We start from the raw sequence: 22,292 nt of genomic DNA on the forward strand, positions 1-22,292 counted from the left end.
ATATAGATATTAATTATTTTAGGAGGATTTACTTTGAAAACTTACATACAAGCACTAAAGTGGACTACAGGGATCTCTCACCTATTATTACTTCCTTGTTATTATTTATCTCCAAGTTTTATTAACCTAGACGGGATACCTTTACTACTATTGATTGCTTTACATATTACTACTATTTTATTAGCTAACAAAGCAGGCATGAATACGTACGCTCATTATATAGGTATTATCGTTACTCTAGTTGCCTTCTTTCCTTATATAGACGTCGTTCTACATATTATAGCAGCTGTTTTCCTTTTATTAGATGCAGCTTCTACTACTAAAAAGGAAGTTTTTAATTCATAGCAAAATCAACAGCACATCCCCAGAATAGATTCACATGCATTTTAATTACAACCAAAATTTAAGAAAGTAAAAAATAAAAGGTTTCTTCACATATGGAAAACACCTTTTATTTCTACAACTCTTAACTATTATTTTTCGTATTTCTACTCTCCAAAACTTTCTCCATATTATGAGTTGCCCATTCCATCATTAATAGAATCATTGGACGTAGTGATTCACCAAGCTCCGTTAACGAATATTCTACTTTTGGCGGCACTTCACGGTATACTTCACGATGTATAATGCCATCTGCTTCAAGTTCTCTCAGCTGCAGTGTTAACATTCTTTGTGTGATATTAGGTTTTAATCTTTTTAATTCATTAAATCTCTTTGTACCATCTAATAAATGATACAAAATAACCCCTTTCCATTTTCCGCCAATAACCTCAACCATAGCTTCCACTGGACAAGAATATTTATTTAAAAATGGGTAATTTATATTATTTTCGTTTGAACAATCCATCATAAGTCCCTTCCCTTACCAATAGTATCTTTTTTGATACTATAACACATTAATGTGCGTACTTGTATCTATGTTACTTTAAAAATATAATTTACTTACAAAAATAAATTAATGAAAAGAGGAACTTTTATGACAAATACAAAACAAATTACAAAAGAGAAAATTATGGAGGCTTTCCATTTCAGACATGCATGTAAAGAGTTCGATCCTATGCACAAAATTTCAGAAGAGGATTTTCATTTCATTTTAGAAACAGGCAGAATATCTCCTTCTTCTTTTGGTTATGAACCTTGGAAATTTATTGTCGTACAAAATAAAGAATTAAGAGAAAAACTACAACCGTATTCATGGGGCGCTGGTGGGCAACTTGCAACAGCTAGTCACTTTGTCATTGTTCTTTCAAGAAATATTAAAGATATGCATTATGATGCAGAGTATATTAAACATATGATGAACGATATTATTGGATTACCTGAAGACACTCAAAAAATTAGATATGAATTCTTCAAAAAGTTCCAGGAAACAGATTTTAACTTATTACAATCCGATCGTGCTGTATTTGATTGGGCATCTAAGCAAACTTATATTGCTTTAGGTAATATGATGACGAGTGCAGCTCAAATCGGCATTGATTCTTGTCCAATAGAAGGATTTGATAAAGAGAAAATAGATTCTTTACTTCGTCAAGAAGGCATTATAAAAGACGATAATCTTGAAGTATCTGTTATGGTTGCCTTTGGTTACCGTAAAGAAGAGCCAAAGCGTGATAAAACAAGACAAACTATGGATACAATTGTTGAATGGATTAAGTAATATAGCACTCACAAATAAAACTCCTTCTAGCTAAATACTTATTCTATTGAAGAATCAGTTGTTTTTCTAATGTATGAAATTGATTTTTCATGGAAAGATATGTTAGTATGTATACAGTTTGAGCGCTCTATTTTTTAGAGTCGAACAGGAGGAGAATGGATATGTCTGATATTGAAGTTGGCGAAGTGTTTACTCTCAGTGATGAGAATAATGAGGATCAGGAAGTAGAAGTACTCGGAGCGATGGATGTCGAAGGCGCAGAATATATTGCAGTTGCCTTCGTAGAAGACATTCAAACAGAATCTGAGGAAGACATTGATATTTTCTTTTTAAAAGTAGAAGAAGATAATGAGTTTTCATACATTGAAAATGATGAAGAGTTTGATAAAGTATCTGCTGCTTTTGATAAAATTTTGGACGAGCAAGAGCAAGAATAATAAGAATGAAAAACACGAGGGTGGATGCATATCCGCCCTCTTTTTATTTATCACTCATCCAAAGACTTATGCAACAATTCCAGTACATCTTTCATCACAAAAGGACCGTCTTTTTTCACATGCTCAGCGAATTCCGAAACGAGACGTAATGTTTTTACACTTTCAATCGGATGCTCGCCTGACGCACTTTCGGCAGAAAGCATAACAGCGTTCGTTCCGTCGAGTACAGCTTGAAACACATCAGTCACTTCAGCTCTTGTTGGAATAGAATGATCTACCATAGATTGAAGCATTTGTGTTGCTGTAATAACATATGTATTCGTTCGATTACATTCCTGAATCATCATTTTCTGCAAGAGCGGAATAAATTGATACGGTAACTCTACTCCTAAATCACCCCTTGCAATCATAATTCCGTCTGCTTCTTTACATATATCTTGAAAATTCCCGATCGCTTCCATTGTTTCTATTTTGGCAATTACATTAGGTGACGTTTCTTTGTACTGTTGTATATAATCTCGTATTTCTTTTATATGACTAGGTTTCCGTACGAAAGAACATGCGATAAAATCAACATCCTCTTCTAGAAGAAACTGAATGTCTTTTTTATCTTTCTCTGTAATAGCTGGTAAACTAACGATTGCCCCTGGTAAATTCACCCCTTTATGAGATGAGATATTACCACCTGTTTTCACCTTTGTTTCTATTTTTTCCGTACTTATCTTTTCAACGATTAACTCAACTTCGCCATCATTAATTAAAATTCTACTTCCCACTTTCACATCATTCGCGATTCCTTCATAATCAACATTTGCTTCTCTATTGCTCCCTGTAACTGGTTGCGTATGTAAAATAAAAGAATCTCCCGCCTGAAGTGTAATTTGTTCTCCTTTTACTTCACCTAACCTTATTTTAGGACCTTGTACATCGCCTAAAATTTTAATAGAATCGTCTAACGATTTGACTAAACGAATGATGCCTTTATGACTTTCATGCGTGCCATGTGATAAATTCAAGCGCACTATTTTCATACCATTGTTTATTAACTGCGCTAACGTTTCTTTATTATGGCTTGCTGGCCCAATTGTACAAACTCGATCTATTGTCATTTTTATCACCATCCTTTTTCGTTAGGTTTCCCATAAACTTTACTTACACTCTCAACACAAAAAAGCCTACTTCCACAGTAGGCTTTTCAAACTACGAAAGTTTCGTTAATAACTGAGTTAAATCTTTTTTCGTTTTCGTCGTTAATGATTTCATTTTATTAATATCTATCTTTTCTTTCTCCGCTCCTACAATTAACGGATACATACTTTGTCCGATTGTTTTATATTCAGCTGGGTGAGATGCTTCTAACTCTTTCTCGATTACATCCCACTTTTCATTAATTTGTTTTCCAAGTTTATTTACTGTTTCTAATTTCGGATTTGCAGCTAATTGCTTGTCTAAACTATCAACTAATGCAGCAACTTCTTTTACATTTGTTTTCACAGCTACGCTTTTCTTCGGATCTTTCGTTGTTTTTCCGTTTGAGTTTGTACTTGTACTTTGATCTGTTGTTTTTCCGCTAGTCGTTTCGTCATTCGTTTTTCCTGTCGTCTCTTTTTCTTTTGTTTTCACATTCTCATTTTGAGATGACGTTTTACCGTTACTCTCTGTTCCTGATGATTCTTTCGTATTTTTTGCATCCTTATCTGTTTTTTCATTTGAAGAAGTATTTGTATCTTTTTCAGTATCTTTCGTTGTTTTTGACGTCTCATCTGCACTTGTCGTTTTTGATTCTCCTTCATTTTGCGCTGTTACTTGCTCTTTCTTTTCTGTCTCTTTATCTGCTGAAGGACTACAAGCTGCCATAGTAAGCATTGTACCAATTGTTATCGATGCGATAGCGACCTTTTTCATTTTCATATAAATCCCCCTATGTTTACTTTATTTATCCTCCCCTTTACGATTCGATTTCCCCTTAAAAAATCCCTTTTCACATGAATCACCATCTTTCCGACAGTAATCTTCATAATAATACGTACAAAAACTGATAAACCCATTTGAATATTCGAGTTTCTTCTACTTCATTTTTCTTCTCTGTAGTAAAAGAAAAAGAGTATATTGTCAAATGAAGAATTACTATCTTCATATGACGATATACTCTCCTATCAAATTTTTATCTTTCTTGACATTTTATTCAAACAAAAAAATAAAATTTTCTTTTATTTTTTTGTTTCTCAACAATTGTTAACATAATATATTTATGAGTAACCACCGTTCGAATGAATGACTTGCCCCGTAATCCATTTTGCTTCTTCACTTACTAAAAAAGAAATTAAGCGTGCTGCATCTGACGGTTCTCCTACTTTACCTTGTGGGAACTTCCATACTAAATGATGCTTCAGCTCCTCTGTAATCCATCCTGTATTCGTCGGTCCTGGATCAACAGCATTCACTGTAATCCCCTTCTCCATCGCAACTGGTGCTACTGATTTTGTAAATGCTTCAATTGCTCCTTTCGTTGCTGCGTATGCTAGTTCATCAGGCATTGGCCCTAGTGACTGTCCTGAAGTAAGGTTAATAATACTTCCATTCGTTTTCAGTGCATAATGTTTTATAAATAATGAACTTAATAACATAGTAGCGCGGGCATTTACTGTATAATGTTTATCTAGCTGTTCTACATTTAATTCTTCAATTCTCGTATGTTTAGAATACGCTGCATTATTAATTAAAATAGATGGATCACCTAAACGTTCTGAAACCATATAAAACAAACGATTTGGCGAATACGACTGTGATAAATTGATTTCTGCCATTTCACATCGAACACCTAAACTTTCAATCTCCTCTTTCAACAAAAAGGGCTCTTTGTCATGCATTCCCCACGGCATCGCTTTATCATACTGAGACCAGTACGTGAAAAAAATGTCTATCCCTTTTTGAGCAAGCACCTTGCATACAGCTGCACCAATTCCATTCAGACGAGTTGCCCCTGTTACAATTGCTATTTTCTTCACCTTTTCTCCTCCATCTATGGATAAATCCCCTGCACGAATACAGAGGATCTATCTTTTTATTCAATATTTGATAATATGCGTTCTGCACCTAATTTTAAAATTTTAATGAAGATATAATTTACAATCGTAAACATTACAAATAAAACGATAAACATAACCCACAGTCCTACTTGAAGGAAGAAGTATAATAGACTTACTCCCGCTACAATAACTAAAGCTATAAAAATATTAGCTAAAAAGTTCCACAAAGTTGTATATCGGCTCTTAAATAATTTCTGCTCTGTATCCCAATGTATATCTGCAGTTTGTGCATCCCAGCGTGTACCAATTAAATTAATTAACAGTAAACCGTTCGCACTTAGTAAAAACCACAGTAACATGAATACAGGAGAAATCCCAGCTACAACTGCCATCGTAATACCGAATACTGCTAAAATAATCACATTAATTAACCAAGCAGTAATCGCTTTCGCAAAAAAGATATCCGAAGCTTTTACAGGTAAATAACGATTCACAAACCAAGAGCTTCCATCACGTGAAAATGATGTTGTTGCGATAACGTTACTTCCCATTAAAAATAACGATGCACAAAGTCCTACACCAATCGCCAATCCTGCTGATTTTGGGTTATCAATATACCCTGTAATCCATTTTAAATTCCCATCTTGCACGAATAAAACAAAGAATAACATAATCGGCATAACGAAAGTTTGTACGATACAATTTAAGAAAAATTGCGGTGTACGGAATAACGTTTTAAATTCTTTTTTCACATACGCTTTTAAATGTGAACTTTGTACCGTTGATTTTTGTAAACCTTCTGCTGAAATGACCTCTTTTTTTGCTGTACTCGTTGAAAGTCCAATAACCCCTTTTAAATATGTACGCTCTGCAATGTAATAAAACAACACAAAAAATACAAATGAAATAAGTGCAAAGATTATTACGTATAAAGGTCCCTTCCAATTTGCATTTTCTACTAACGCCACTGCTCCAAAATATGTAGTTGGAAAATAATTTGTCATTTGTACTAAAAGAGAAGATTGGTTGTTCGCAAGATAATTCGTAAGCGCATCTTCAGAAAACGAGCTTTTATTTTTCCACTGTAAAAATACATTAATTCCTACAATAAATAGTATACTTACGATTCCAATAAATATATTGCCTCGATCTTTGTTTTTCGCTATATTTGTATACCTCATAATAACTGTCATCAGTAATGAAGCTAATACTAACGGCACAATCGGGAAGAGTAAGTAAATAAAAATCATGTATATATAATATGTAATAAATGCGCTACTTTTTAACCCGTACGTAATAAAGATTGGTAATAAAATAAATGAACTCATTACGTATTGTGTAATTAATACCGTTAAAAATTTTGCCGAAATAATTTGTGCTGGTTTTAATGGTAATGGCAATAACATTTCAATGTCATTACTGTAGTAAAATACAGTTAAAATGTTCGTTATACTCATTAAAAATACCCATATACTCGCAATCGCAAGTCCCATTGCGATAATCATTCCTGGGTCTTGCCCTAAATGTTTCATACCCTCATACATTCCGTGCGTCATCGAACCAAATATTAAAAAGCCAACAAATAAAATGGCTGCAAATGAAAATACATACGCCCATCGCTTCTTCTTATCTGTTATGAAATCTGCATAATTTAATTTCAATAATACTTTCGTTAACGTCCAAATTTTACTCATTGCCCGTCATCTCCAAGAACATTTTTTCAAGTGATTCATTGGATTTAAAATGATCTCTCATTTCATCTAAATTCCCTTTAAACTGAAGATTTCCCTTATTAATAATCGCAACGCGGTCACATATTTTTTCCGCTACTTCTAATACGTGTGTAGAGAAAAATACAATCTTTCCTTTATCCGCATGTTCTCTCATCATTTCTTTTAAAATATATGCAGATTTCGGATCAAGCCCCGTTAACGGTTCATCTAAAATCCATACATCTGGCTCATGCACGAGCACACCAATAATAACGATTTTTTGTCTCATACCATGCGAGTAACTTTGAATTTGATCCGATAACGCATTGTAAAGATCAAATTTCTTCGCTAAAAACTCAATTCGTTCTTGTCGCACTTCTTTCGGCACTTCATACATATCTGCCATAAAGTTTAAATATTCAATTCCCTTTAAACGTAAAAACATATCTGGGCTATCTGGCACATAACCAAACGTCTTCTTCGCTTCCATCGGATTTTTCATAATATCTATACCGTTAATCGTAATCGTCCCTTTGTCCACCCCATGAATACCAGTAATCATTTTAATTGTCGTTGATTTACCCGCACCATTCGGCCCTAGAAATCCAAAAATTTCTCCGCTAGGCACAGATAAACTTAAATCTTTTACTGCATAGGTAGACCCATTATAACTTTTTGACACATTCGTAATTTCAATCATTCCATCCAATCCTTTCCTTAATTACCAAATAACTATATTAACATTATAGCATACTTCTATTTTTTTATTTTTCAGTTTTTTAACCTTTAAAATAAATATACAAACCTAATCCAACGATTAAAACGATAGCTAGTATAATATAAATCATCGTCAGCCGTTTAATATTCCCTTTTGTCGCTTTACTATAATTCGCATCACCATTTCGCCCAATTAACACCGTCGCCACTACAGTAATGACTACAAGTAATACAACGATCATGATCCAAGTTAACATTCCTTCCTCCCCCCTCCTTACAACCATTTTACAATATTATCCTCTTTATTTCGCAGTATATTTCCTCTTTTTACTATTATTATGAAAAGAATTGGAAAACTATTATTACTATACATTTTTATATGTGATATATTTATAACATAACGTGATTTATTTCTAACACTGAAAGGAGAATCTATCGTGAAAACAACTTGGATAAAATATTTAGGATTTCTCGGTTTCTTCGGTTTCCTCGGCTTTTTTTATGAAAAAGGATTGTTTACTATGTTTTGTTTCTTCTCCTTTTTCACAACGTATAGAACGGTTCAACACGATGAACTATTTGAACAAATCGTCAATAAATCGTGCCGCAATGCATTTATCGTTACATTACTAACGACCGCTATCATTATGTTTATTGAAATGTTATTTCCAAACCCGGCGCTACAAGAGATTGATATCGCTCTTATTTTCAGCACACTCATTCTTACGTTCGGCTTCTCTATGTTCTTTTATGATAAACCTGTTGATGAAATGGAAGATGCGCCATGGCGTTCGTAACGAGAATAAAAGAATACCGCGCCAAATCGAACATGACACAAGAAGATTTAGCGAAAACTGTTGGTGTACGTCGTGAAACGATAAGCCATCTCGAAAAAGGAAAATATAACCCTTCCTTACAACTCGCTCACGATATAGCGAAGGCACTTCATAGTACGATTGATGAGATTTTTATTTTTGAGGATTAATTAAGGACACAAAATCACATAAAAATACCGGCATCCTTCCCATGAAGAATGCCGGTATTTCTCATTTATCAACCATACAAAACAGCATGAAATACGCCTAACAGTAAGTATTGATCTTCTATATAATCTTCATCATATACATCCATCTCGATATAATACATATCTTCCTCAGGACGAATATTCCAATCTGCGATTACATAGCCGTTTCGTAATAACTTTCCAAGCCCAATTGAAGTTTTGTGAACAACATATTCTTCTCCCTTATATGTAAAAGTAAATAAGAAATTTGCATCTAATAACTTTCCGTCACATACAAGTATTTCATGCTCTGCATCATTATTATCGATGTACGTTACTAAAATTCTTCTTTGACGCTGCCTACTTACATCCTTTGCAATGACACGAATATTGTCCTTACTATCCTTTATTTCATAAATGATATTACTACCGACTTTCGGAATGAAGTCTAACACTTTCATCAACGCATTTTTATAATAGCCCCGTACTACGCCTACTCCTTCGCTTCCATTGTAAACCTCTATTGAAGTCGTATCCGCTTTACTATCACACAGTCGTTTATAAGAAAGCTGCATCATTCGCTCTCCTCTTAAGTACTGATCAAACGTCACAGGATATTCTATCGCGCGCAGCTCCTTATTGAGCTCATTCAAATAACGCCCAACGCTTTCTACTAATACTGTAGTGGATATACGCTCCTGAAGTTCAAATTGCTGCCAACTGGAAGCAACTCTCCACTGATCTTCCTCTTCATATAAGAATCCGAGAATTACTTCCTCACGGTTACTCGTTTCATAATTCAACTGTTCGTTCTTCCCATGTTGCACTTGTTCCATCCACTGTCCTAAATAAATGCCGAGCTCTGCGACCTTCATACATGACTTTTGAAAAAGTACTCTGTCACCCACATGAATCGTTAAATCCCCTTCAATAAAGCCATTTGCATAAGCAGCATACCGTGGCTCATCTTTCTGCGGAATACTTTTGTCTAACTCAAATAAAAACGTTAACATCTTTCACTCACCTCTAGTTATTACACCGATCGTACCTATAAATTGAACGCAACTCAAATTATATCGACACGATTAAAATGAAACTACCTTTTCTTCCGCCACTTCCACAATTTCTAAAATTTGTAGCAGGCTCTCCACTTCATAAGTCGGCTTAACATCTGTCTTATTTTCTTTCAAACTTGGATTATACCAACACGTATCAATGCCGTAATCTTCTCCGCCTTTCATATCAGAAGTTAGCGAATCTCCGACCATTAGTACACTTGATTTATCAGTAATCCCAAACTTCTCAAATGCATAATCAAAAATCTCACGCGCTGGTTTTTGATGACCAACCTCTTCTGAAATAATAATATGATCAAAGAAGTTACATAAAGGCGAATTTCCAATTCTCGATTGTTGCACCTTCGTATATCCATTCGTAATAATACCTAACTTGCAATCTTGTAGTTTCTCACATAATTGTACTGCACCTTCTATAAGATGTACTTCTTTCCCTAAGTTTTCAAGGTATACATCACTAAATTGCTGCGCATCTACTTCTATATTATGCAGTGCAAATAATTGTCTAAATCGATCTACCGCTAATTCACTTAGTGTAATCATTTTATTTTCTAAATCTCTCCATAATCCATTACTAATCTCTTTATAACTTGCAAGATAATCATCATACCCTGTAGGCATGCCAAACTGTACAAACGCGTTATGTAATGCGTTTCTTTCCGTCTCAGGAAAATCTAATAATGTATCATCTACGTCGAATAATATAACTTTGTATTTCATTATGCTCTCCTCAACTAGTACGTTATTTACAACTTGTATTTTCTCATTAATCGTCTCTTAAGTCGAACTTTTTCCCTTTACGAATAATAGCTGTACAGCAATCTTAAAGTTGTTTCAGACACACGAATCATGTTATTCAAAAATAATTAATTGTGAAAATACTATAAATTTGAGATAATTTGGATAATGAATCCAATTTTAAAAAAGGGAATACAGGAATAGAAAGGGGCGGAAAGACATAGTAAATTCATGGGGAAGACCTAAAATACAAATCCCAAAAACAAAAAGTGAATGGATTGGAGATATCATTGGATATTCATTATTCTTTGGATCAATCATTTTTTTGATTATCATTTGGGGAAGATTACCCGAGGAAGTACCCACACATTATAACGCATATGGGGCTGTAGATCGCTGGGGATCAAAGTGGCAACTTTTGCTTCTACCAGGAATTGGGGCATTCATACTCCTTTTAATGCAAACTTTAGAAAAGTTTCCAGAAGTTCATAACTACCCACAAAGACTGCATGAATCGAATGCTCCGCTGTTTTATTTAAATAGCAGAAAAATGCTTAATCAATTAAAAAATGTCTGTTTACTTATTTTTGCTTTCATCCAATTTGAAACAATTTCAATAGCTTTAGATTGGAGCGGCGGTTTCGGAAAATTATTTTTACCGATATTGTTAATTGGGACAGTTATTCCAATTGTCATAGGAATAATAAGACAACGAAAAATTTCATAATAGAAACAGGAGGCTAATCCAATTAGCCTCCCTCCTCATTATTTATCCTCTAGCAATAACACTTTCATGTCTTCTAACGACTCTTTCGTATAGCCAAGTGCTTTTTCAGCATACACTTCAACTGAACCGTATTGCTTTTTCACTTCATCAATCGCAGCTTGTAAATATTCAGCGCGCGCTTCAAACATTGCGCCTAATATTGCTCTACTTTCATCGTTTTGTAGTTTTGCACCTAAAAAAGTCATCATTTTTTCATTTAATTTTTCACGGAAGCCGTTACTTAGTAAATAGTCTTCCATTACTGTTTTTTCCGGTACACCTAGTAAAAGTAATAATAGTGCTGATCCGAATCCAGTACGGTCTTTTCCAGCTGTACAGTGGTTTACTAACGGTAAGTTTTCTGGGTTTTGTGCTAAGTTTAAGAAGCTCACGAATGCTTCATTACCACTTACGAAATCTTGATTCATTTTCACAAGATACTCGCCTGGTTTCCCTAACATAGAAAGGTCACCAACTTGGAAAAATTCATTTATGTTCAAGTCTTTTGCCAAGTCTTGCATAACTGGTAAGCACACTTGACGAGCACCCGTAATCTCTGGATTCGGCTTATGCTTCACTTCAAAATCTGTACGGTAGTCACAAATTAATTTTAAGCCAGACTTTTGTAAATAGTCGATATCCCACTCTGTTAGTCCTGCTAATTCTTCAGAACGGTACAACTTGCCCCATTTTACTTTACGGCCTTCAGTCGTTTCATATCCTCCCATATCACGGAAGTTAAACGCGCCTTGTAATGGCAATCTACGCTCAGCTACTGTCACTGCTTGTCCATTACTTCCTACTAGTCTAAAATATGGACGTTCAGTTTCACTCGGGTTTTGAACTGTACATGATGATTCTCCATTTACCGTTGCAAGTAATTCTCCCGTTTCTTCAATATGCTCTGGTGAAGTACTCCAGTAAATGCGAACTTCTTCTATATTATTTTCCCACTTTATATATAACGTATTGTCTTCATTTCTTTCTACAGTTGCTTGTAACCAATTTCTTTGCTGCTCCATTCTTTCACCAACACTTTCTCGTATAATCGAATCTTTCTCTATTGTATTATAGGAATATCTATTTTGTCGTTCTCATTTTTCTTTTTATCTTACAAACAGGCTAGAAGTTCTTTTACTTGTTCAAAATTTGTACACGGATTCCCGTTAAACAAGTTCAAGAACCTTTTCCCCCTCCTAAAACCTTCTCACATATCGCTCAGTACAACTTAACAACTGACATCCATTCTTTTCAAAAACATCCTTCATCCACTCATTTTGTACATTTGTCTCGCCAATATAATAAGATGCGCCTATTTCTTTTAAGACAAACATTGCCCCTGTAAAGAACGCTGCTTCATACCCTTTATTTCGCATATTTGGAGCAACTGCGAAATACATTAGTTTTCCTTCTTCTAACGTACCACTCTCAATATGCGGGATTACAATTCCTACCGGCTCTTCATCGACACTCGCTGTTAAACAATGCTCTTTCCATTGCTCACCAATTTCTTGTAGCATCATATTTACAAAGTGATCATAATCAATTTGTTCTCCCGTCACTTCATTCCACAGTGAATAAAAAGCGTCTTCGCCTATCTCTTCAATAAGCTTAAAATCAATCTCACTTTCTACACCTTCTACTTCATATATATCCTTAAATACAATCATGTTTTCAGTAGCATATTCAAATGAATACGTTTCGAAAGATTTCTTATATACATCATAATTTGGGCTTTTTGAAGAAATTTCAAAATGTAAGTTTTCTATTCCCTCTTTTTCAGCCTCAGCAATGCAATACTGCACTATTTCTTCTAATTGCTCTTCTGTAAAAAGCTCTGCATTATTTTCTTTTATCATAATAGAAGAAGCATTTCTTCTTATTTTAAAATGTTTTTCTAACTGTTCTATAGTCATCATATACTTCCCTCATCTATGTCATACTCGAATTTCTACTTGTTCTCCTTGCATGAGCAGGATTGTCCTTGAATATATAGAATACTAGAAAACATCGCATCTTTAAAGTGCGGAGGAGGTTCTCCATTGGATATTACAACGTTACAACAACAGTTAGAGCTTATACAACAAAATGACTATACGCAACTGCAACATATAGATATAAATGAGTTAACACTCAACATGCTTCAGTATATCGGAACGACTGATAGTTACGTTCGTTACCAACTTATATATAAATGTTTTGCACATTTCATTCATCATGAATTCCTTATGGATGATCAGCTGAAATTACTTTTACAAACTTGTTTAAGTGATGAGTATTTATATTGTGACATTTACTCCCCGCATACAGATGGGGTTTTCACACGTTCTTATACTGTTTCGTTACTTGCGTTAATACTCCAATTCGCTAACTCGCACTACTTTTTTACAGAAGAGGATATTGAAGACATAAAAAACAAACTCATTACATACACAAACTTAGAAACAGATTTCCGAGGCTATATTGAAAATAAAGGATGGGCTCATTGTCTTGCCCACGTATCTGATGCCTTTACTGAAATTGTTCACAATTCCTATACGACTTTTGAGTGGTATGAAGAATTAATTCATTGTTTATTGAATAAAATCTTCATTCCATCTGACCTTTTTCATAATAATGAAGATGAACGAATTGTTACACCGTTACTATCGATGCTATATCATGATTTTCCGCAAGATGAGTTAATTTCAATTATTTATAAAAAAATAAAAAGGCTTCCTCAAATTAGAAAACGCCTTTCGCTTAATGAGTATTGTATATTATGTGCCAACATTAAAACCTTTTTACGCACATTATTTTTCAGAACGAAAGATGATCATAACTTAGCCTATACAGCACGTAAAACAGAAAGAATGTTAAAAGAACTTCCTAACTATTATTAAAAGCAAGGAGAAATAACATGGGTTATATTGAAGACATGAGAAATTTAGTAGGAAATCATCCACTTATTTTAATAGGTTCACACGCCATTATATTAAATGAGAAAAATGAAATATTACTGCAGCTACGTACAGATTTTAACCGCTGGGGCATTATTGGCGGCGCCTTAGAATATAACGAAACGTTAGAAGACGCTTTAAAGCGAGAAGTGTATGAGGAAACTGGACTTATTATTAAAAATCCAGAACTATTCCGTACATACTCAGGACCAGATTTCTTTCAAATCTATCCAAACGGCGATCAAGTACACGGTGTACTCGTTGTTTATATTTGCCGCGAATTCAATGGCGAACTTGTATGCGACCAAACGGAATCGAAAGAACTGCGCTTCTTTCCGCTAGATGAGTTACCTAGTAATCTTCCTTCTGTTATTGAGAGGATTGTTACTGACTTTCAGAATTCGAATTGAACTATTAATATAGTCAAGATGAGATTCACCTTGACTATATTTTTATTTATTATCCTTATTTAACTCTTGTACAATATCCCTTTTTCCTATTCTATTAGCAAAAGGTAGAAAAATAATAAGGACTATTCCAAACATCCCCGCTATTACCGTTACGATAAGTTTGAAATTAAAAAATAAAGGTGTACGATCTATTATACTTACCATATAGGTTAATAATGTTCCTATCACAACGCCTAGCACTATTCCAATAAGTACATATAATTTAACTTGCGTCAAAATAACTTGTACAATCCCCTTTTTCTTAACTATTATTGCTCGTAAAATGGCAAACTCTTTTCTTTTAGATTGAATATTATTTATAAGTGTATTACATACCCCTAATGTTACACTTAACAAAATTACTATAATAACAACAATGAAGATGGACCATCTTTGCTGAAACATTAAATTAGATTGTTTTAACGATTGGGTATAACTACTTATTTTTAATTGTGGATATTGACCTTTTAATTCCTTTAATTGCTCCAACGTCTCTCTCTCATTATTTGAACTAATAAATGCACGCTCAAAAACTGTATAATCTTGTTTATATGTTACATTACTCCAATCCATAAGTACCGCAGGAGAATTCGGTAGCTCATTAACAATTAACCCAATTTCCACCTTACTAGTCGGTCTAACTTTTTGTTCCTGTTCTGAAAATAGACCCAATTGAACGATATCACCTACATGAAGTTTATACCGCTCTGCTAACTCTTCGGTAATAATTATACTATTCTCCAAATTCGCAGGTACTTCTGGCAGTAATCCTTGCTTTTCCATTTCTTTCAAATCACCTAAATTATAGTCAAAAGTAATATATTTTTCACCTTGCTTTAATTCTGCAAGTGAGTTCGTACTAATTGTACTAGCTCCTTTTACACTACTTATTTCTTTAAATATATTTTGTATATGAGGTGAGGAAATTGTTGAATCATTATTCAAACGATTTTCTACAACAATATGTGTTGGAAATTCTCGTTTTAAATATCTTTCATTATTTTTTTGCATCGTTTTAAATATAGTGGATCCGAAGACAACTATCACCATCATTGTACTTATCATTAAGATAACAAATGTATTTTTCCTTACTTGCGGAATTACATTTTTAATAGCAACAAATGTATTCCTTCCAAATATTTTTTTCATTATAGGTAGACATGCTAATAATATCGAAGAAAGATAAATAGGAAATAATATATACACCCCTAAAACAAGAAATATAGACCCTATTAATATCACTATCGCCTGCGTATCTCCCGTATTTGCTACAAATCCACCTAAAACAGTTAAAAATATGCTACTAATTAAAAGGAACTTCCCCATCATACTGCGTGTTTTTTTATTAGAAAAGTCGGATTCCTCATTTTCGCGCATAAGCTTTACTGGCAATATTTTCGAACTTCTGTATGAAGGATATAACATAAACAATTCAATAAAAAAGATACTACAAATCATTGTTACAATTGCTATTTCATAGTCGAAACTCATTGTATTAATTTGAAAAGCAAATACATGCTCTAGCCAACTTTGTAAAAAACGGTTACTTATTACAGCTAGTAACAAACCAAATATTCCACCAAAGAAATTAATTACACTACATTGAATAAATATAACTTTAAACATTTGTTTCGTTGTTGCTCCCATTGATCGCATAATAGCAAATTGACTTTTATATTTATATAAAAACACTTCAAAATTAGACATTAATAATAACGATGTAATAATAAGTATTAATACAGATACAATAACTATAAAAATATGTAATGACACTAAGTTACTTTTTAAAAACTCGTCTTCCTCCGCAATATCGATTCTTAATTCTTTGTCTATTTTATGAATTTGACTAGACAATGCTAGTACATCTGCATTCTCTTTTGCTTTTATCAACACATAAGTAGCCTCATTGTGTTTACCCGTTTTTTCATATACGTGCTGTTTCACCGCACCTTCCGATAAAACGAGTATGTCTGGAGCTGAACCTCCAGCTTCTATATCAGGTAAAATTTCTTTTACTACATAGAATTTATTTTCTATTTCAACCTTTTCCCCAACTTTTACTTGTAAAGTTTCCGCTAATCCATCATTTAATGTTACTTCTTCATTTGATAGATTTTTAGAGAAGTGATATCGACTTTTAGATAACGAATCATTTTGAACACCTACTGTATAAATAGTTGTATTCAATTTATTCACTTGAAAATGATTTACCAATACTTTTGACATGTATTCAATATTTCCTTGTTCCTTAATATTTTGTAGTAAAGATTTATCCATCAATTTATTTTGATCAGGGTTATATCCAACAGATAAATCCATATCTCCATATAAATTTTTAACTTCATTTATAACAGACTGTTTGGCATGACTCGAAAATACAATCATCGTAACAATTAGAGAAACAGCCAACATAACGCTAACTATAGAGGAAATAGCAGTAAATTTATTCATCTTAAAAAAGCGTAAACCTAATCCTCGTACTGATTTTATCATTTTGATTTCTCCATTAATTTTTTAAATTTATCTAAAATAATATTCATATCATTTACTCCATGAGAACACGTATAATCATCAACAACTTCTCCATTATGAAAGAAGAGAACCCGATCTGCATACGTAGCAATGTGAGGATCATGAGTAACAAGAATCATACTTTGATTAAATTTTTGTTTCATATCGACTAGTACTCGTAAAATATCATTAGACGTATTGAAATCTAAATTTCCAGTAGGTTCATCTGCAAGAACAATTGGAGGAGATGTTATTAATGCCCTACCAATTGCAACACGCTGTTGTTGTCCCCCAGAAAGCTGAACTGGTCGATGATTTCTCCAATTTACTAAACCAAGAACATCTAATATTTTATTTGTTTTTTCTCGTATCTCCTCTTCTGAATCAGTTGATAATATGAGGGGTAACGCAATATTTTCTTCTACAGATAAATCCTTTAATAAATGAAATGACTGAAATATAAATCCTATGTTATCCCGCCTGTACTCCGTTGCATATGGTTCAACAAACATATTTTTAGGGACTTCACCATTTACATATACGACTCCCTCATCAGGTTTGTCTAAAGCACCAAGTATGTTAAGCAATGTACTCTTCCCAGACCCACTCGTTCCCATTACAGCAAGGAGTTCTCCTTTATTTAACTCCAAAGATACATTTTGTAAAGCTCTAACATTTGTATCTACACTCTCATAAGTCTTACTTAAACCTTGAACTGCTAACACAATTTCACTCATCTTTATTCACCTCAACATGATTAAATGTTACTTCCTCCATCAGATTAACTTGAATTAAAATTTTTTCTTTTAAATTACTAGGTGGTACAATTTCTGTTCCTATTTGAACTAGCAACATTTTTAATTGGAGAATTGTAACCATTTCTATCCCTCCCTCACTCTATATTGGTAACAAATTTAAATTTCGTTCGATTTTTTTATAAAAAAAACAAGGGAACGCTCAGCGTTCCCTCTCAAACCCAATCCGTTTTTTAATTTCTGCTAAATTTACCTTCGCAATAGTACGCGCCCGCTCAGCACCTTTTTCTAACGCTTCATATAATAAACTTGGCTCATTCATATACAGAGCGTACTTTTCACGAGGTCCAGCTAATTCACGGTCTACAACGCGAAACAACTCTTTTTTCACATCGCCCCATCCGATTCCAGTTTCATACTTTTCGCGCATCGACTGTATTTCATCTTCTGTCGCAAATTCTTTATATATCATAAATAACGTTTCTAGTTCTTTCGGTTCATTCGGAAGTGAGGAGTCTGTTTTAATTTTAAATATTAATTTTCGTAGTTTTTCTTGCTCTGTAAATAATGGGATCACATTTCCATAACTTTTACTCATCTTCCTTCCATCAAGACCAGGTAAAATGGCACCTTCTTCTTGTATGACATACTCCGGAAGCGTAAATGTCATACCAAATGTATGATTAAAATACGTCGCAATATCACGCGCGATTTCAATATGCTGAATTTGGTCTTTCCCTACCGGCACATGAGTAGCTTGAAATAGTAAGATGTCAGCTGCCATTAAAATCGGATACGTATATAATCCCATATTCACGCCTGCATCTACCTCTAAACCCAATTCTTTATTTTGCTCCACCTTCGCTTTATACGCATGGGCACGGTTCATAATCCCTTTCGGAGTTAGGCAAGCTAATATCCAAGCTAATTCTAGAATCTCCGGCACTTCTGTTTGTCGGTAGAAAATAACATCTTCTCCAAGTCCAAGTGATAACCAAGTAGCTGCTACCTCTTTCGTATAACTACTAAACTGACTTGGATCATGAACAGCATTTAACGCATGATAATCCGCTATAAAATACAATGCTTTTCCTTCATTCTTCTTTGACATTTGTAATGCAGGTTTAATCGCACCAATATAATTTCCTAAATGAGGATAACCTGTCGGCTTAATTCCTGTTAACATTATTTTTTCGCTCACCCTAACTCCTCCTTCCTTAAAATAAAAAGAGCCCCTCATCCTATAAAAAGGACGAGAGACTCCCGCGGTACCACCTTCATTAGCTATCATTCATAGCTCACTTCAACTTCGTAACGTGAAGTAACCGTCTTTGCCTACTCATTTCAGCTAGAAGCTCCGGAGCCCATTCCATATTCATCCCTTACTGATTTCCACCACATATCAGCTCTCTGCAAAGTTTTGAATATGTACTCTTCTCTTTCATTGCTTTTCGTTATTTTTTTACAGTTTATCACATTTCTCGTTCTCTCAAAACTGAATTTTCTATTTTTGTTAAGTTTTAACAATAGTTATTACCAATTTATTCCGAACGATATATAATCAATATATATAGAATTGATTTGTAATACAAAAACGAGGTGATGTCATGGGTTGGTTTACTAAAAAGAATGATACGTTTAAGATTGATGTATTTAAGAACGATGATAATAGTCACGATGATACTTTAGGGGTAATTATACATTTCACACCTATCGCAATATATTTATACACCTGCGATGAGTACATAGAAACATTTGACGGTGCGCTCACTTTTGAAAATGAGAACGGAAATCAAGTAGAAATCGGGGGTACCTTCATTTCTCTTGAAGTAGATGCTAATTTTCGCATGGACGATTTAATTTTTGATTACAAACTAAAGGAAAGCAATCTACCTATCATTGAATTAAAAGCCTACGCATAAGGTTTATTTGTTTACTTCAACAAGAGTATAAATAAAAAAAGGGCTAAAACAGTTTTATCTGTTTTAGCTCTTTTTTACGTATTCAACTTAACAAATCTATAACTATGCGTTACTAACACTTTTAATATCGCATATCCTGGAATTGCTAAAATAATCCCCATAATTCCAAATAAATTTCCGGCAGTTAAAATAATAAAAATGATAGTAATTGGGTGAATGTCTAGCTTTTTTCCCATAACTTGCGGAGAAATAAATTTACCTTCTGCTAATTGTACGACCATCATTACAATAATTACTTTTAACACCATTGCTGGCGAGTCAATAAATGCGATAATTAATGCTGGTGTAATTGCAATGATTGGTCCTACGTACGGAACGATATTTACAATCATTGCTAAAATAGCGAGTAATACCGCATATTTAATACCAATAATAAGGTAACCGATTAATAGCATAATACCGATAAACAAGCTAACGATAATTTGTCCTCTAATATACGAGCTAATCGCATAATGCATATCATCTAGTATTCTCATCGCTGCTGGTTGTCTTTGCTCTGAAATAAACTTTAAAAAGTGGTTTGGTAATTGTTCACCATCTTTTAAAAGATAGAACAATATAAACGGAACCATTACAAACGTTAAAACGACCTCTGTAACAGTACTTAAAAATCCAGTTACATTTCCAGTTACTGATGATAGCGACTTCGTAAAATCAACTGTGTAGTCTTTTACCATACTCGCTACATCAATATTTAAATTCTCTTGAATTTTGCCTAGTAAATTACTTTCCCCGAATCTACGTGCTGCTCGTTCAATTTCATGACCGAAATACGGTAAGTTATCTATTAATGCATCAATTTGATCTTTAATAATCGGGATTACTGTTACAACTAAAAATACAAATAATCCTAGTACTATTATATATATAGAAGCGATTGATACGATTCTTGAAACACCTTTCTTTTCTAAAAGCGAAACGAATGGATGCAAAATATAAAATAGCACTCCCGCTAATAATACGGGGAAGAAAATTGTTTTTAAAAAGACGATAAACGGAGTAAAAACAAAAGAAATTTTCGTTAGCAGTAATATGTTAATAAACAATAACGCAAAGCCGAGTAACACCGCTAAATAATTTTGTTCTCTAAAAAACTTTTTCAACTTATCTCTTTTTCTAATATTTAATTTCTCCAATGAAACCACCTCTTCGAATGATGAAAAGCCCTTATTCAGGGCTTTTCATCATGATCTATATCTTTATTTTCTTGCAGCTTTCACTACAAATGATACAATAAGAATTAATACGATTGCACCTAATAATGCTGGCACGACATGAATCCCACCAAATGATGGCCCAAAAGATCCAAATAGTCTACCACCTAATGAAGCACCTAACAAACCTGCGATAATATTTCCAAACATACCACCCGGAAAATTTTTACCCGTTATAGAACCTGCAATTGCACCTATAATAGCACCAACTATTAATGTGATAATCCATCCCATCTTTAGCCCTCCATTTCTATTATGGTGTATTTCTTTTTCATACTAAATTGTTATGTAACTATTATAATTATTATATCCAATAAAGAAAAATCTTGTCAAATCTATGAAAATAAAGTCTATAAGGAGGTTTTACCCTATGATTCAAAAATTAGTAACAACTTCTCACAACACCGCTACTTCTATTTTAAACATTCAAATACCCGCTTATGAAATTGAAGCAAAATATATAAATAGTACGGCTATTCCTCGTCTTTATGATACTGTAGCCGATATTCAATTATGTGATGAAATTTTTTACGGCTATTTTTATGAAGATACACTTGCTGGGTTTATTTCTTTTAAAATGGATGAAGAGGAAGTTGATATTCATCGTTTAGTAGTATCCCCCGATCATTTTCATAAAGGAATCGCCACAAAACTACTACTTTATGTATTTGACATGTTCTCCCCTTCACAAACATATATTGTACAAACAGGGAAAGAAAATACACCTGCTCTGTCTTTATATAAAAAACATGGATTTATTAAAATAAATGATATTATATTACCCGATGGAGTGGTTTTAACCTCACTCAAAAAATCAGAAAACATAAAATAGTTTGACTCATCAATTTATTTATGTTATCCTTTACTTTATAAATCCTTTTGCTGAGTCCAAATTTTGGAGCGGGGGAACCATTTTTGTAGCCATGCTACTTGGGGCGAATCTTATTTAAGTAGGGAAACTCTCACTTCCCGAGTCCGACAGCTAACCTCGTAAGCGTAATGGGAGAGGAAGGTGCTTTTTGCCTATGTTACACAGTGTACCTCCTTAATTATAAATATGGGATCGATACCAATAGACACCTATATTTATAGAAAAGGAGACATGTATAATGTTACGTTTATCTGATCACGCAATAAAAATGATGGAGCAAAGACTTCGACTCGAACAACATCGCACATATCAAGCTAATAAAGTTGTAGATAACTTACATCACAAATACTTCTTTCAACATATTTTTCAACCGAAAAGATAAAGAAAAAAACACAAGGTGTGTCTATACAGACATTCCTTGTGTTTTTTATAT

General features: G+C 33.7%; 28 protein-coding genes, 1 riboswitch and 1 other annotated feature. Of the genes, 11 read left to right on the top strand and 17 right to left on the bottom strand.

Annotation, left to right across the window (positions count from 1 at the left end):
- The first annotated feature begins 33 nt into the window (after positions 1 to 33).
- On the top strand, positions 34 to 345 hold the full coding sequence (locus AC1DMU_RS11105) for a hypothetical protein (RefSeq protein ID WP_088064040.1): 312 nt from the start codon (positions 34 to 36) through the stop codon (positions 343 to 345).
- A 121-nt stretch (positions 346 to 466) separates the two neighbouring features.
- Here AC1DMU_RS11105 and AC1DMU_RS11110 read toward each other — a convergent pair whose 3' ends face one another.
- Positions 467 to 847, bottom strand: a complete 381-nt coding sequence (locus AC1DMU_RS11110) for a winged helix-turn-helix transcriptional regulator (RefSeq protein WP_000340656.1) — start codon at positions 845 to 847, stop codon at positions 467 to 469.
- 129 nt (positions 848 to 976) lie between these two features.
- On the opposite strand from AC1DMU_RS11110, the gene AC1DMU_RS11115 reads away from it, so the two are divergent.
- Both AC1DMU_RS11115 and AC1DMU_RS11120 read left to right on the top strand, forming a co-directional pair.
- Positions 977 to 1,660, top strand: coding sequence for an NAD(P)H-dependent oxidoreductase (locus AC1DMU_RS11115; protein WP_088064041.1), 684 nt, complete (start codon positions 977 to 979; stop codon positions 1,658 to 1,660).
- Between the two features lie 155 nt (positions 1,661 to 1,815).
- The gene (locus AC1DMU_RS11120; RefSeq protein ID WP_002008111.1) at positions 1,816 to 2,097 is read left to right on the top strand and encodes a DUF1292 domain-containing protein; all 282 of its coding nucleotides are present in this window, start codon (positions 1,816 to 1,818) and stop codon (positions 2,095 to 2,097) included.
- A gap of 50 nt (positions 2,098 to 2,147) precedes the next feature.
- On the opposite strand, the gene AC1DMU_RS11125 is transcribed toward AC1DMU_RS11120, so the two are convergent.
- The 6 genes from AC1DMU_RS11125 to AC1DMU_RS11150 all read right to left on the bottom strand — a co-directional run bounded on the left by AC1DMU_RS11125 (position 2,148) and on the right by AC1DMU_RS11150 (position 7,812).
- Complete coding sequence (locus AC1DMU_RS11125) at positions 2,148 to 3,218, bottom strand: pyruvate kinase (RefSeq protein WP_088064042.1); 1,071 nt, start codon at positions 3,216 to 3,218, stop codon at positions 2,148 to 2,150.
- A gap of 79 nt (positions 3,219 to 3,297) precedes the next feature.
- On the bottom strand, positions 3,298 to 4,008 hold the full coding sequence (locus tag AC1DMU_RS11130) for a hypothetical protein (protein WP_087984155.1): 711 nt from the start codon (positions 4,006 to 4,008) through the stop codon (positions 3,298 to 3,300).
- 338 nt (positions 4,009 to 4,346) lie between these two features.
- Positions 4,347 to 5,105 (bottom strand): SDR family oxidoreductase, encoded by a 759-nt coding sequence (locus tag AC1DMU_RS11135; RefSeq protein WP_088064043.1) that lies wholly within the window; start codon positions 5,103 to 5,105, stop codon positions 4,347 to 4,349.
- Between the two features lie 56 nt (positions 5,106 to 5,161).
- Positions 5,162 to 6,820 carry a putative ABC transporter permease subunit gene (locus AC1DMU_RS11140; protein ID WP_088064044.1) on the bottom strand — a complete coding sequence of 553 codons (1,659 nt, stop codon included), beginning with the start codon at positions 6,818 to 6,820 and terminating at the stop codon, positions 5,162 to 5,164.
- Positions 6,813 to 7,538, bottom strand: a complete 726-nt coding sequence (locus tag AC1DMU_RS11145; protein WP_088064045.1) for an ABC transporter ATP-binding protein — start codon at positions 7,536 to 7,538, stop codon at positions 6,813 to 6,815. Before AC1DMU_RS11145 ends, AC1DMU_RS11140 begins: the two co-directional genes overlap by 8 nt.
- A 79-nt stretch (positions 7,539 to 7,617) precedes the next feature.
- Positions 7,618 to 7,812 (bottom strand): hypothetical protein, encoded by a 195-nt coding sequence (locus AC1DMU_RS11150; protein WP_088064046.1) that lies wholly within the window; start codon positions 7,810 to 7,812, stop codon positions 7,618 to 7,620.
- 180 nt (positions 7,813 to 7,992) lie between these two features.
- Between AC1DMU_RS11150 and AC1DMU_RS11155 the strand changes: the two genes are divergently transcribed.
- Together AC1DMU_RS11155 and AC1DMU_RS11160 are read left to right on the top strand one after the other, a co-directional pair.
- Positions 7,993 to 8,352 (top strand): DUF3796 domain-containing protein, encoded by a 360-nt coding sequence (locus AC1DMU_RS11155; RefSeq protein WP_033656368.1) that lies wholly within the window; start codon positions 7,993 to 7,995, stop codon positions 8,350 to 8,352.
- Entirely contained in the window at positions 8,340 to 8,540 is a 201-nt protein-coding gene (locus AC1DMU_RS11160) for a helix-turn-helix transcriptional regulator (protein ID WP_087984149.1), read from the top strand. Before AC1DMU_RS11155 ends, AC1DMU_RS11160 begins: the two co-directional genes overlap by 13 nt.
- Positions 8,541 to 8,608: 68 nt before the next feature.
- Here AC1DMU_RS11160 and AC1DMU_RS11165 read toward each other — a convergent pair whose 3' ends face one another.
- Positions 8,609 to 9,571, bottom strand: coding sequence for a tubby C-terminal domain-like protein (locus AC1DMU_RS11165; RefSeq protein ID WP_088064047.1), 963 nt, complete (start codon positions 9,569 to 9,571; stop codon positions 8,609 to 8,611).
- A 72-nt stretch (positions 9,572 to 9,643) separates the two neighbouring features.
- A complete protein-coding gene (locus AC1DMU_RS11170; RefSeq protein ID WP_088064048.1) occupies positions 9,644 to 10,354 on the bottom strand; it encodes a YjjG family noncanonical pyrimidine nucleotidase in 711 nt (236 codons plus the stop codon).
- Between the two features lie 295 nt (positions 10,355 to 10,649).
- Here AC1DMU_RS11170 and AC1DMU_RS11175 point away from each other — a divergent pair, with 295 nt between their 5' ends.
- Positions 10,650 to 11,099, top strand: a complete 450-nt coding sequence (locus tag AC1DMU_RS11175; protein ID WP_142291782.1) for a DUF1648 domain-containing protein — start codon at positions 10,650 to 10,652, stop codon at positions 11,097 to 11,099.
- A gap of 38 nt (positions 11,100 to 11,137) precedes the next feature.
- Here AC1DMU_RS11175 and AC1DMU_RS11180 read toward each other — a convergent pair whose 3' ends face one another.
- Both AC1DMU_RS11180 and AC1DMU_RS11185 read right to left on the bottom strand, forming a co-directional pair.
- Positions 11,138 to 12,160, bottom strand: coding sequence for a tyrosine-protein phosphatase (locus AC1DMU_RS11180; RefSeq protein ID WP_088064050.1), 1,023 nt, complete (start codon positions 12,158 to 12,160; stop codon positions 11,138 to 11,140).
- A gap of 174 nt (positions 12,161 to 12,334) precedes the next feature.
- Positions 12,335 to 13,057: a GNAT family N-acetyltransferase gene (locus AC1DMU_RS11185; RefSeq protein ID WP_088064051.1), complete on the bottom strand. Its 723-nt coding sequence runs from the start codon at positions 13,055 to 13,057 to the stop codon at positions 12,335 to 12,337.
- 123 nt (positions 13,058 to 13,180) lie between these two features.
- Between AC1DMU_RS11185 and AC1DMU_RS11190 the strand changes: the two genes are divergently transcribed.
- A complete protein-coding gene (locus AC1DMU_RS11190) occupies positions 13,181 to 14,020 on the top strand; it encodes a DUF2785 domain-containing protein (RefSeq protein ID WP_088064052.1) in 840 nt (279 codons plus the stop codon).
- 17 nt (positions 14,021 to 14,037) lie between these two features.
- Complete coding sequence (locus AC1DMU_RS11195) at positions 14,038 to 14,487, top strand: NUDIX hydrolase (protein ID WP_088064053.1); 450 nt, start codon at positions 14,038 to 14,040, stop codon at positions 14,485 to 14,487.
- A gap of 42 nt (positions 14,488 to 14,529) precedes the next feature.
- Here the strand turns inward: AC1DMU_RS11195 and AC1DMU_RS11200 are convergent, their stop codons facing one another.
- From AC1DMU_RS11200 to AC1DMU_RS11215, 4 genes are all read right to left on the bottom strand, one after another.
- Positions 14,530 to 17,019, bottom strand: a complete 2,490-nt coding sequence (locus tag AC1DMU_RS11200) for an FtsX-like permease family protein (protein WP_088064054.1) — start codon at positions 17,017 to 17,019, stop codon at positions 14,530 to 14,532.
- Positions 17,016 to 17,774, bottom strand: coding sequence for an ABC transporter ATP-binding protein (locus AC1DMU_RS11205; protein WP_088064055.1), 759 nt, complete (start codon positions 17,772 to 17,774; stop codon positions 17,016 to 17,018). The genes AC1DMU_RS11200 and AC1DMU_RS11205 overlap by 4 nt, the downstream gene beginning before the upstream one ends.
- Positions 17,767 to 17,916 (bottom strand): hypothetical protein, encoded by a 150-nt coding sequence (locus AC1DMU_RS11210; RefSeq protein WP_087984140.1) that lies wholly within the window; start codon positions 17,914 to 17,916, stop codon positions 17,767 to 17,769. The genes AC1DMU_RS11205 and AC1DMU_RS11210 overlap by 8 nt, the downstream gene beginning before the upstream one ends.
- 78 nt (positions 17,917 to 17,994) lie before the next feature.
- A complete protein-coding gene (locus AC1DMU_RS11215) occupies positions 17,995 to 19,032 on the bottom strand; it encodes a tryptophan--tRNA ligase (RefSeq protein ID WP_097907286.1) in 1,038 nt (345 codons plus the stop codon).
- A gap of 5 nt (positions 19,033 to 19,037) precedes the next feature.
- Positions 19,038 to 19,246: a binding site (T-box leader), on the bottom strand.
- A 153-nt stretch (positions 19,247 to 19,399) separates the two neighbouring features.
- Here AC1DMU_RS11215 and AC1DMU_RS11220 point away from each other — a divergent pair.
- Positions 19,400 to 19,714, top strand: coding sequence for a hypothetical protein (locus tag AC1DMU_RS11220; protein ID WP_088064057.1), 315 nt, complete (start codon positions 19,400 to 19,402; stop codon positions 19,712 to 19,714).
- Between the two features lie 74 nt (positions 19,715 to 19,788).
- On the opposite strand, the gene AC1DMU_RS11225 is transcribed toward AC1DMU_RS11220, so the two are convergent.
- Together AC1DMU_RS11225 and AC1DMU_RS11230 are read right to left on the bottom strand one after the other, a co-directional pair.
- Positions 19,789 to 20,910 (bottom strand): AI-2E family transporter, encoded by a 1,122-nt coding sequence (locus AC1DMU_RS11225; protein WP_048546503.1) that lies wholly within the window; start codon positions 20,908 to 20,910, stop codon positions 19,789 to 19,791.
- 63 nt (positions 20,911 to 20,973) lie between these two features.
- Positions 20,974 to 21,222, bottom strand: a complete 249-nt coding sequence (locus AC1DMU_RS11230; RefSeq protein ID WP_000539721.1) for a GlsB/YeaQ/YmgE family stress response membrane protein — start codon at positions 21,220 to 21,222, stop codon at positions 20,974 to 20,976.
- Between the two features lie 136 nt (positions 21,223 to 21,358).
- Here AC1DMU_RS11230 and AC1DMU_RS11235 point away from each other — a divergent pair, with 136 nt between their 5' ends.
- Both AC1DMU_RS11235 and AC1DMU_RS11240 read left to right on the top strand, forming a co-directional pair.
- Positions 21,359 to 21,820 (top strand): GNAT family N-acetyltransferase, encoded by a 462-nt coding sequence (locus AC1DMU_RS11235; protein ID WP_060487765.1) that lies wholly within the window; start codon positions 21,359 to 21,361, stop codon positions 21,818 to 21,820.
- A gap of 38 nt (positions 21,821 to 21,858) precedes the next feature.
- Positions 21,859 to 22,001, top strand: a riboswitch (cyclic di-AMP (ydaO/yuaA leader).
- 96 nt (positions 22,002 to 22,097) lie between these two features.
- On the top strand, positions 22,098 to 22,241 hold the full coding sequence (locus AC1DMU_RS11240) for a hypothetical protein (RefSeq protein WP_000945246.1): 144 nt from the start codon (positions 22,098 to 22,100) through the stop codon (positions 22,239 to 22,241).
- Positions 22,242 to 22,292 lie beyond the last annotated feature (51 nt).

The organism is Bacillus sp. 01N45 (assembly GCF_056399205.1).

Excerpts from the sequence above, each read along its gene's own strand:
- AC1DMU_RS11110 (WP_000340656.1), bottom strand. The coding sequence starts at position 847 with ATGGATTGTTCAAACGAAAATAATATAAATTACCCATTTTTAAATAAA.
- AC1DMU_RS11115 (WP_088064041.1), top strand. The coding sequence starts at position 977 with ATGACAAATACAAAACAAATTACAAAAGAGAAAATTATGGAGGCTTTC.
- AC1DMU_RS11120 (WP_002008111.1), top strand. The coding sequence starts at position 1,816 with ATGGATATGTCTGATATTGAAGTTGGCGAAGTGTTTACTCTCAGTGAT.
- AC1DMU_RS11125 (WP_088064042.1), bottom strand. The coding sequence starts at position 3,218 with ATGGTGATAAAAATGACAATAGATCGAGTTTGTACAATTGGGCCAGCA.
- AC1DMU_RS11130 (WP_087984155.1), bottom strand. The coding sequence starts at position 4,008 with ATGAAAATGAAAAAGGTCGCTATCGCATCGATAACAATTGGTACAATG.
- AC1DMU_RS11140 (WP_088064044.1), bottom strand. The coding sequence starts at position 6,820 with ATGAGTAAAATTTGGACGTTAACGAAAGTATTATTGAAATTAAATTAT.
- AC1DMU_RS11145 (WP_088064045.1), bottom strand. The coding sequence starts at position 7,538 with ATGATTGAAATTACGAATGTGTCAAAAAGTTATAATGGGTCTACCTAT.
- AC1DMU_RS11150 (WP_088064046.1), bottom strand. The coding sequence starts at position 7,812 with ATGTTAACTTGGATCATGATCGTTGTATTACTTGTAGTCATTACTGTA.
- AC1DMU_RS11160 (WP_087984149.1), top strand. The coding sequence starts at position 8,340 with ATGGCGTTCGTAACGAGAATAAAAGAATACCGCGCCAAATCGAACATG.
- AC1DMU_RS11165 (WP_088064047.1), bottom strand. The coding sequence starts at position 9,571 with ATGTTAACGTTTTTATTTGAGTTAGACAAAAGTATTCCGCAGAAAGAT.
- AC1DMU_RS11170 (WP_088064048.1), bottom strand. The coding sequence starts at position 10,354 with ATGAAATACAAAGTTATATTATTCGACGTAGATGATACATTATTAGAT.
- AC1DMU_RS11180 (WP_088064050.1), bottom strand. The coding sequence starts at position 12,160 with ATGGAGCAGCAAAGAAATTGGTTACAAGCAACTGTAGAAAGAAATGAA.
- AC1DMU_RS11185 (WP_088064051.1), bottom strand. The coding sequence starts at position 13,057 with ATGATGACTATAGAACAGTTAGAAAAACATTTTAAAATAAGAAGAAAT.
- AC1DMU_RS11195 (WP_088064053.1), top strand. The coding sequence starts at position 14,038 with ATGGGTTATATTGAAGACATGAGAAATTTAGTAGGAAATCATCCACTT.
- AC1DMU_RS11200 (WP_088064054.1), bottom strand. The coding sequence starts at position 17,019 with ATGATAAAATCAGTACGAGGATTAGGTTTACGCTTTTTTAAGATGAAT.
- AC1DMU_RS11205 (WP_088064055.1), bottom strand. The coding sequence starts at position 17,774 with ATGAGTGAAATTGTGTTAGCAGTTCAAGGTTTAAGTAAGACTTATGAG.
- AC1DMU_RS11210 (WP_087984140.1), bottom strand. The coding sequence starts at position 17,916 with ATGGTTACAATTCTCCAATTAAAAATGTTGCTAGTTCAAATAGGAACA.
- AC1DMU_RS11215 (WP_097907286.1), bottom strand. The coding sequence starts at position 19,032 with ATGAGGGGCTCTTTTTATTTTAAGGAAGGAGGAGTTAGGGTGAGCGAA.
- AC1DMU_RS11220 (WP_088064057.1), top strand. The coding sequence starts at position 19,400 with ATGGGTTGGTTTACTAAAAAGAATGATACGTTTAAGATTGATGTATTT.
- AC1DMU_RS11230 (WP_000539721.1), bottom strand. The coding sequence starts at position 21,222 with ATGGGATGGATTATCACATTAATAGTTGGTGCTATTATAGGTGCAATT.
- AC1DMU_RS11235 (WP_060487765.1), top strand. The coding sequence starts at position 21,359 with ATGATTCAAAAATTAGTAACAACTTCTCACAACACCGCTACTTCTATT.
- AC1DMU_RS11240 (WP_000945246.1), top strand. The coding sequence starts at position 22,098 with ATGTTACGTTTATCTGATCACGCAATAAAAATGATGGAGCAAAGACTT.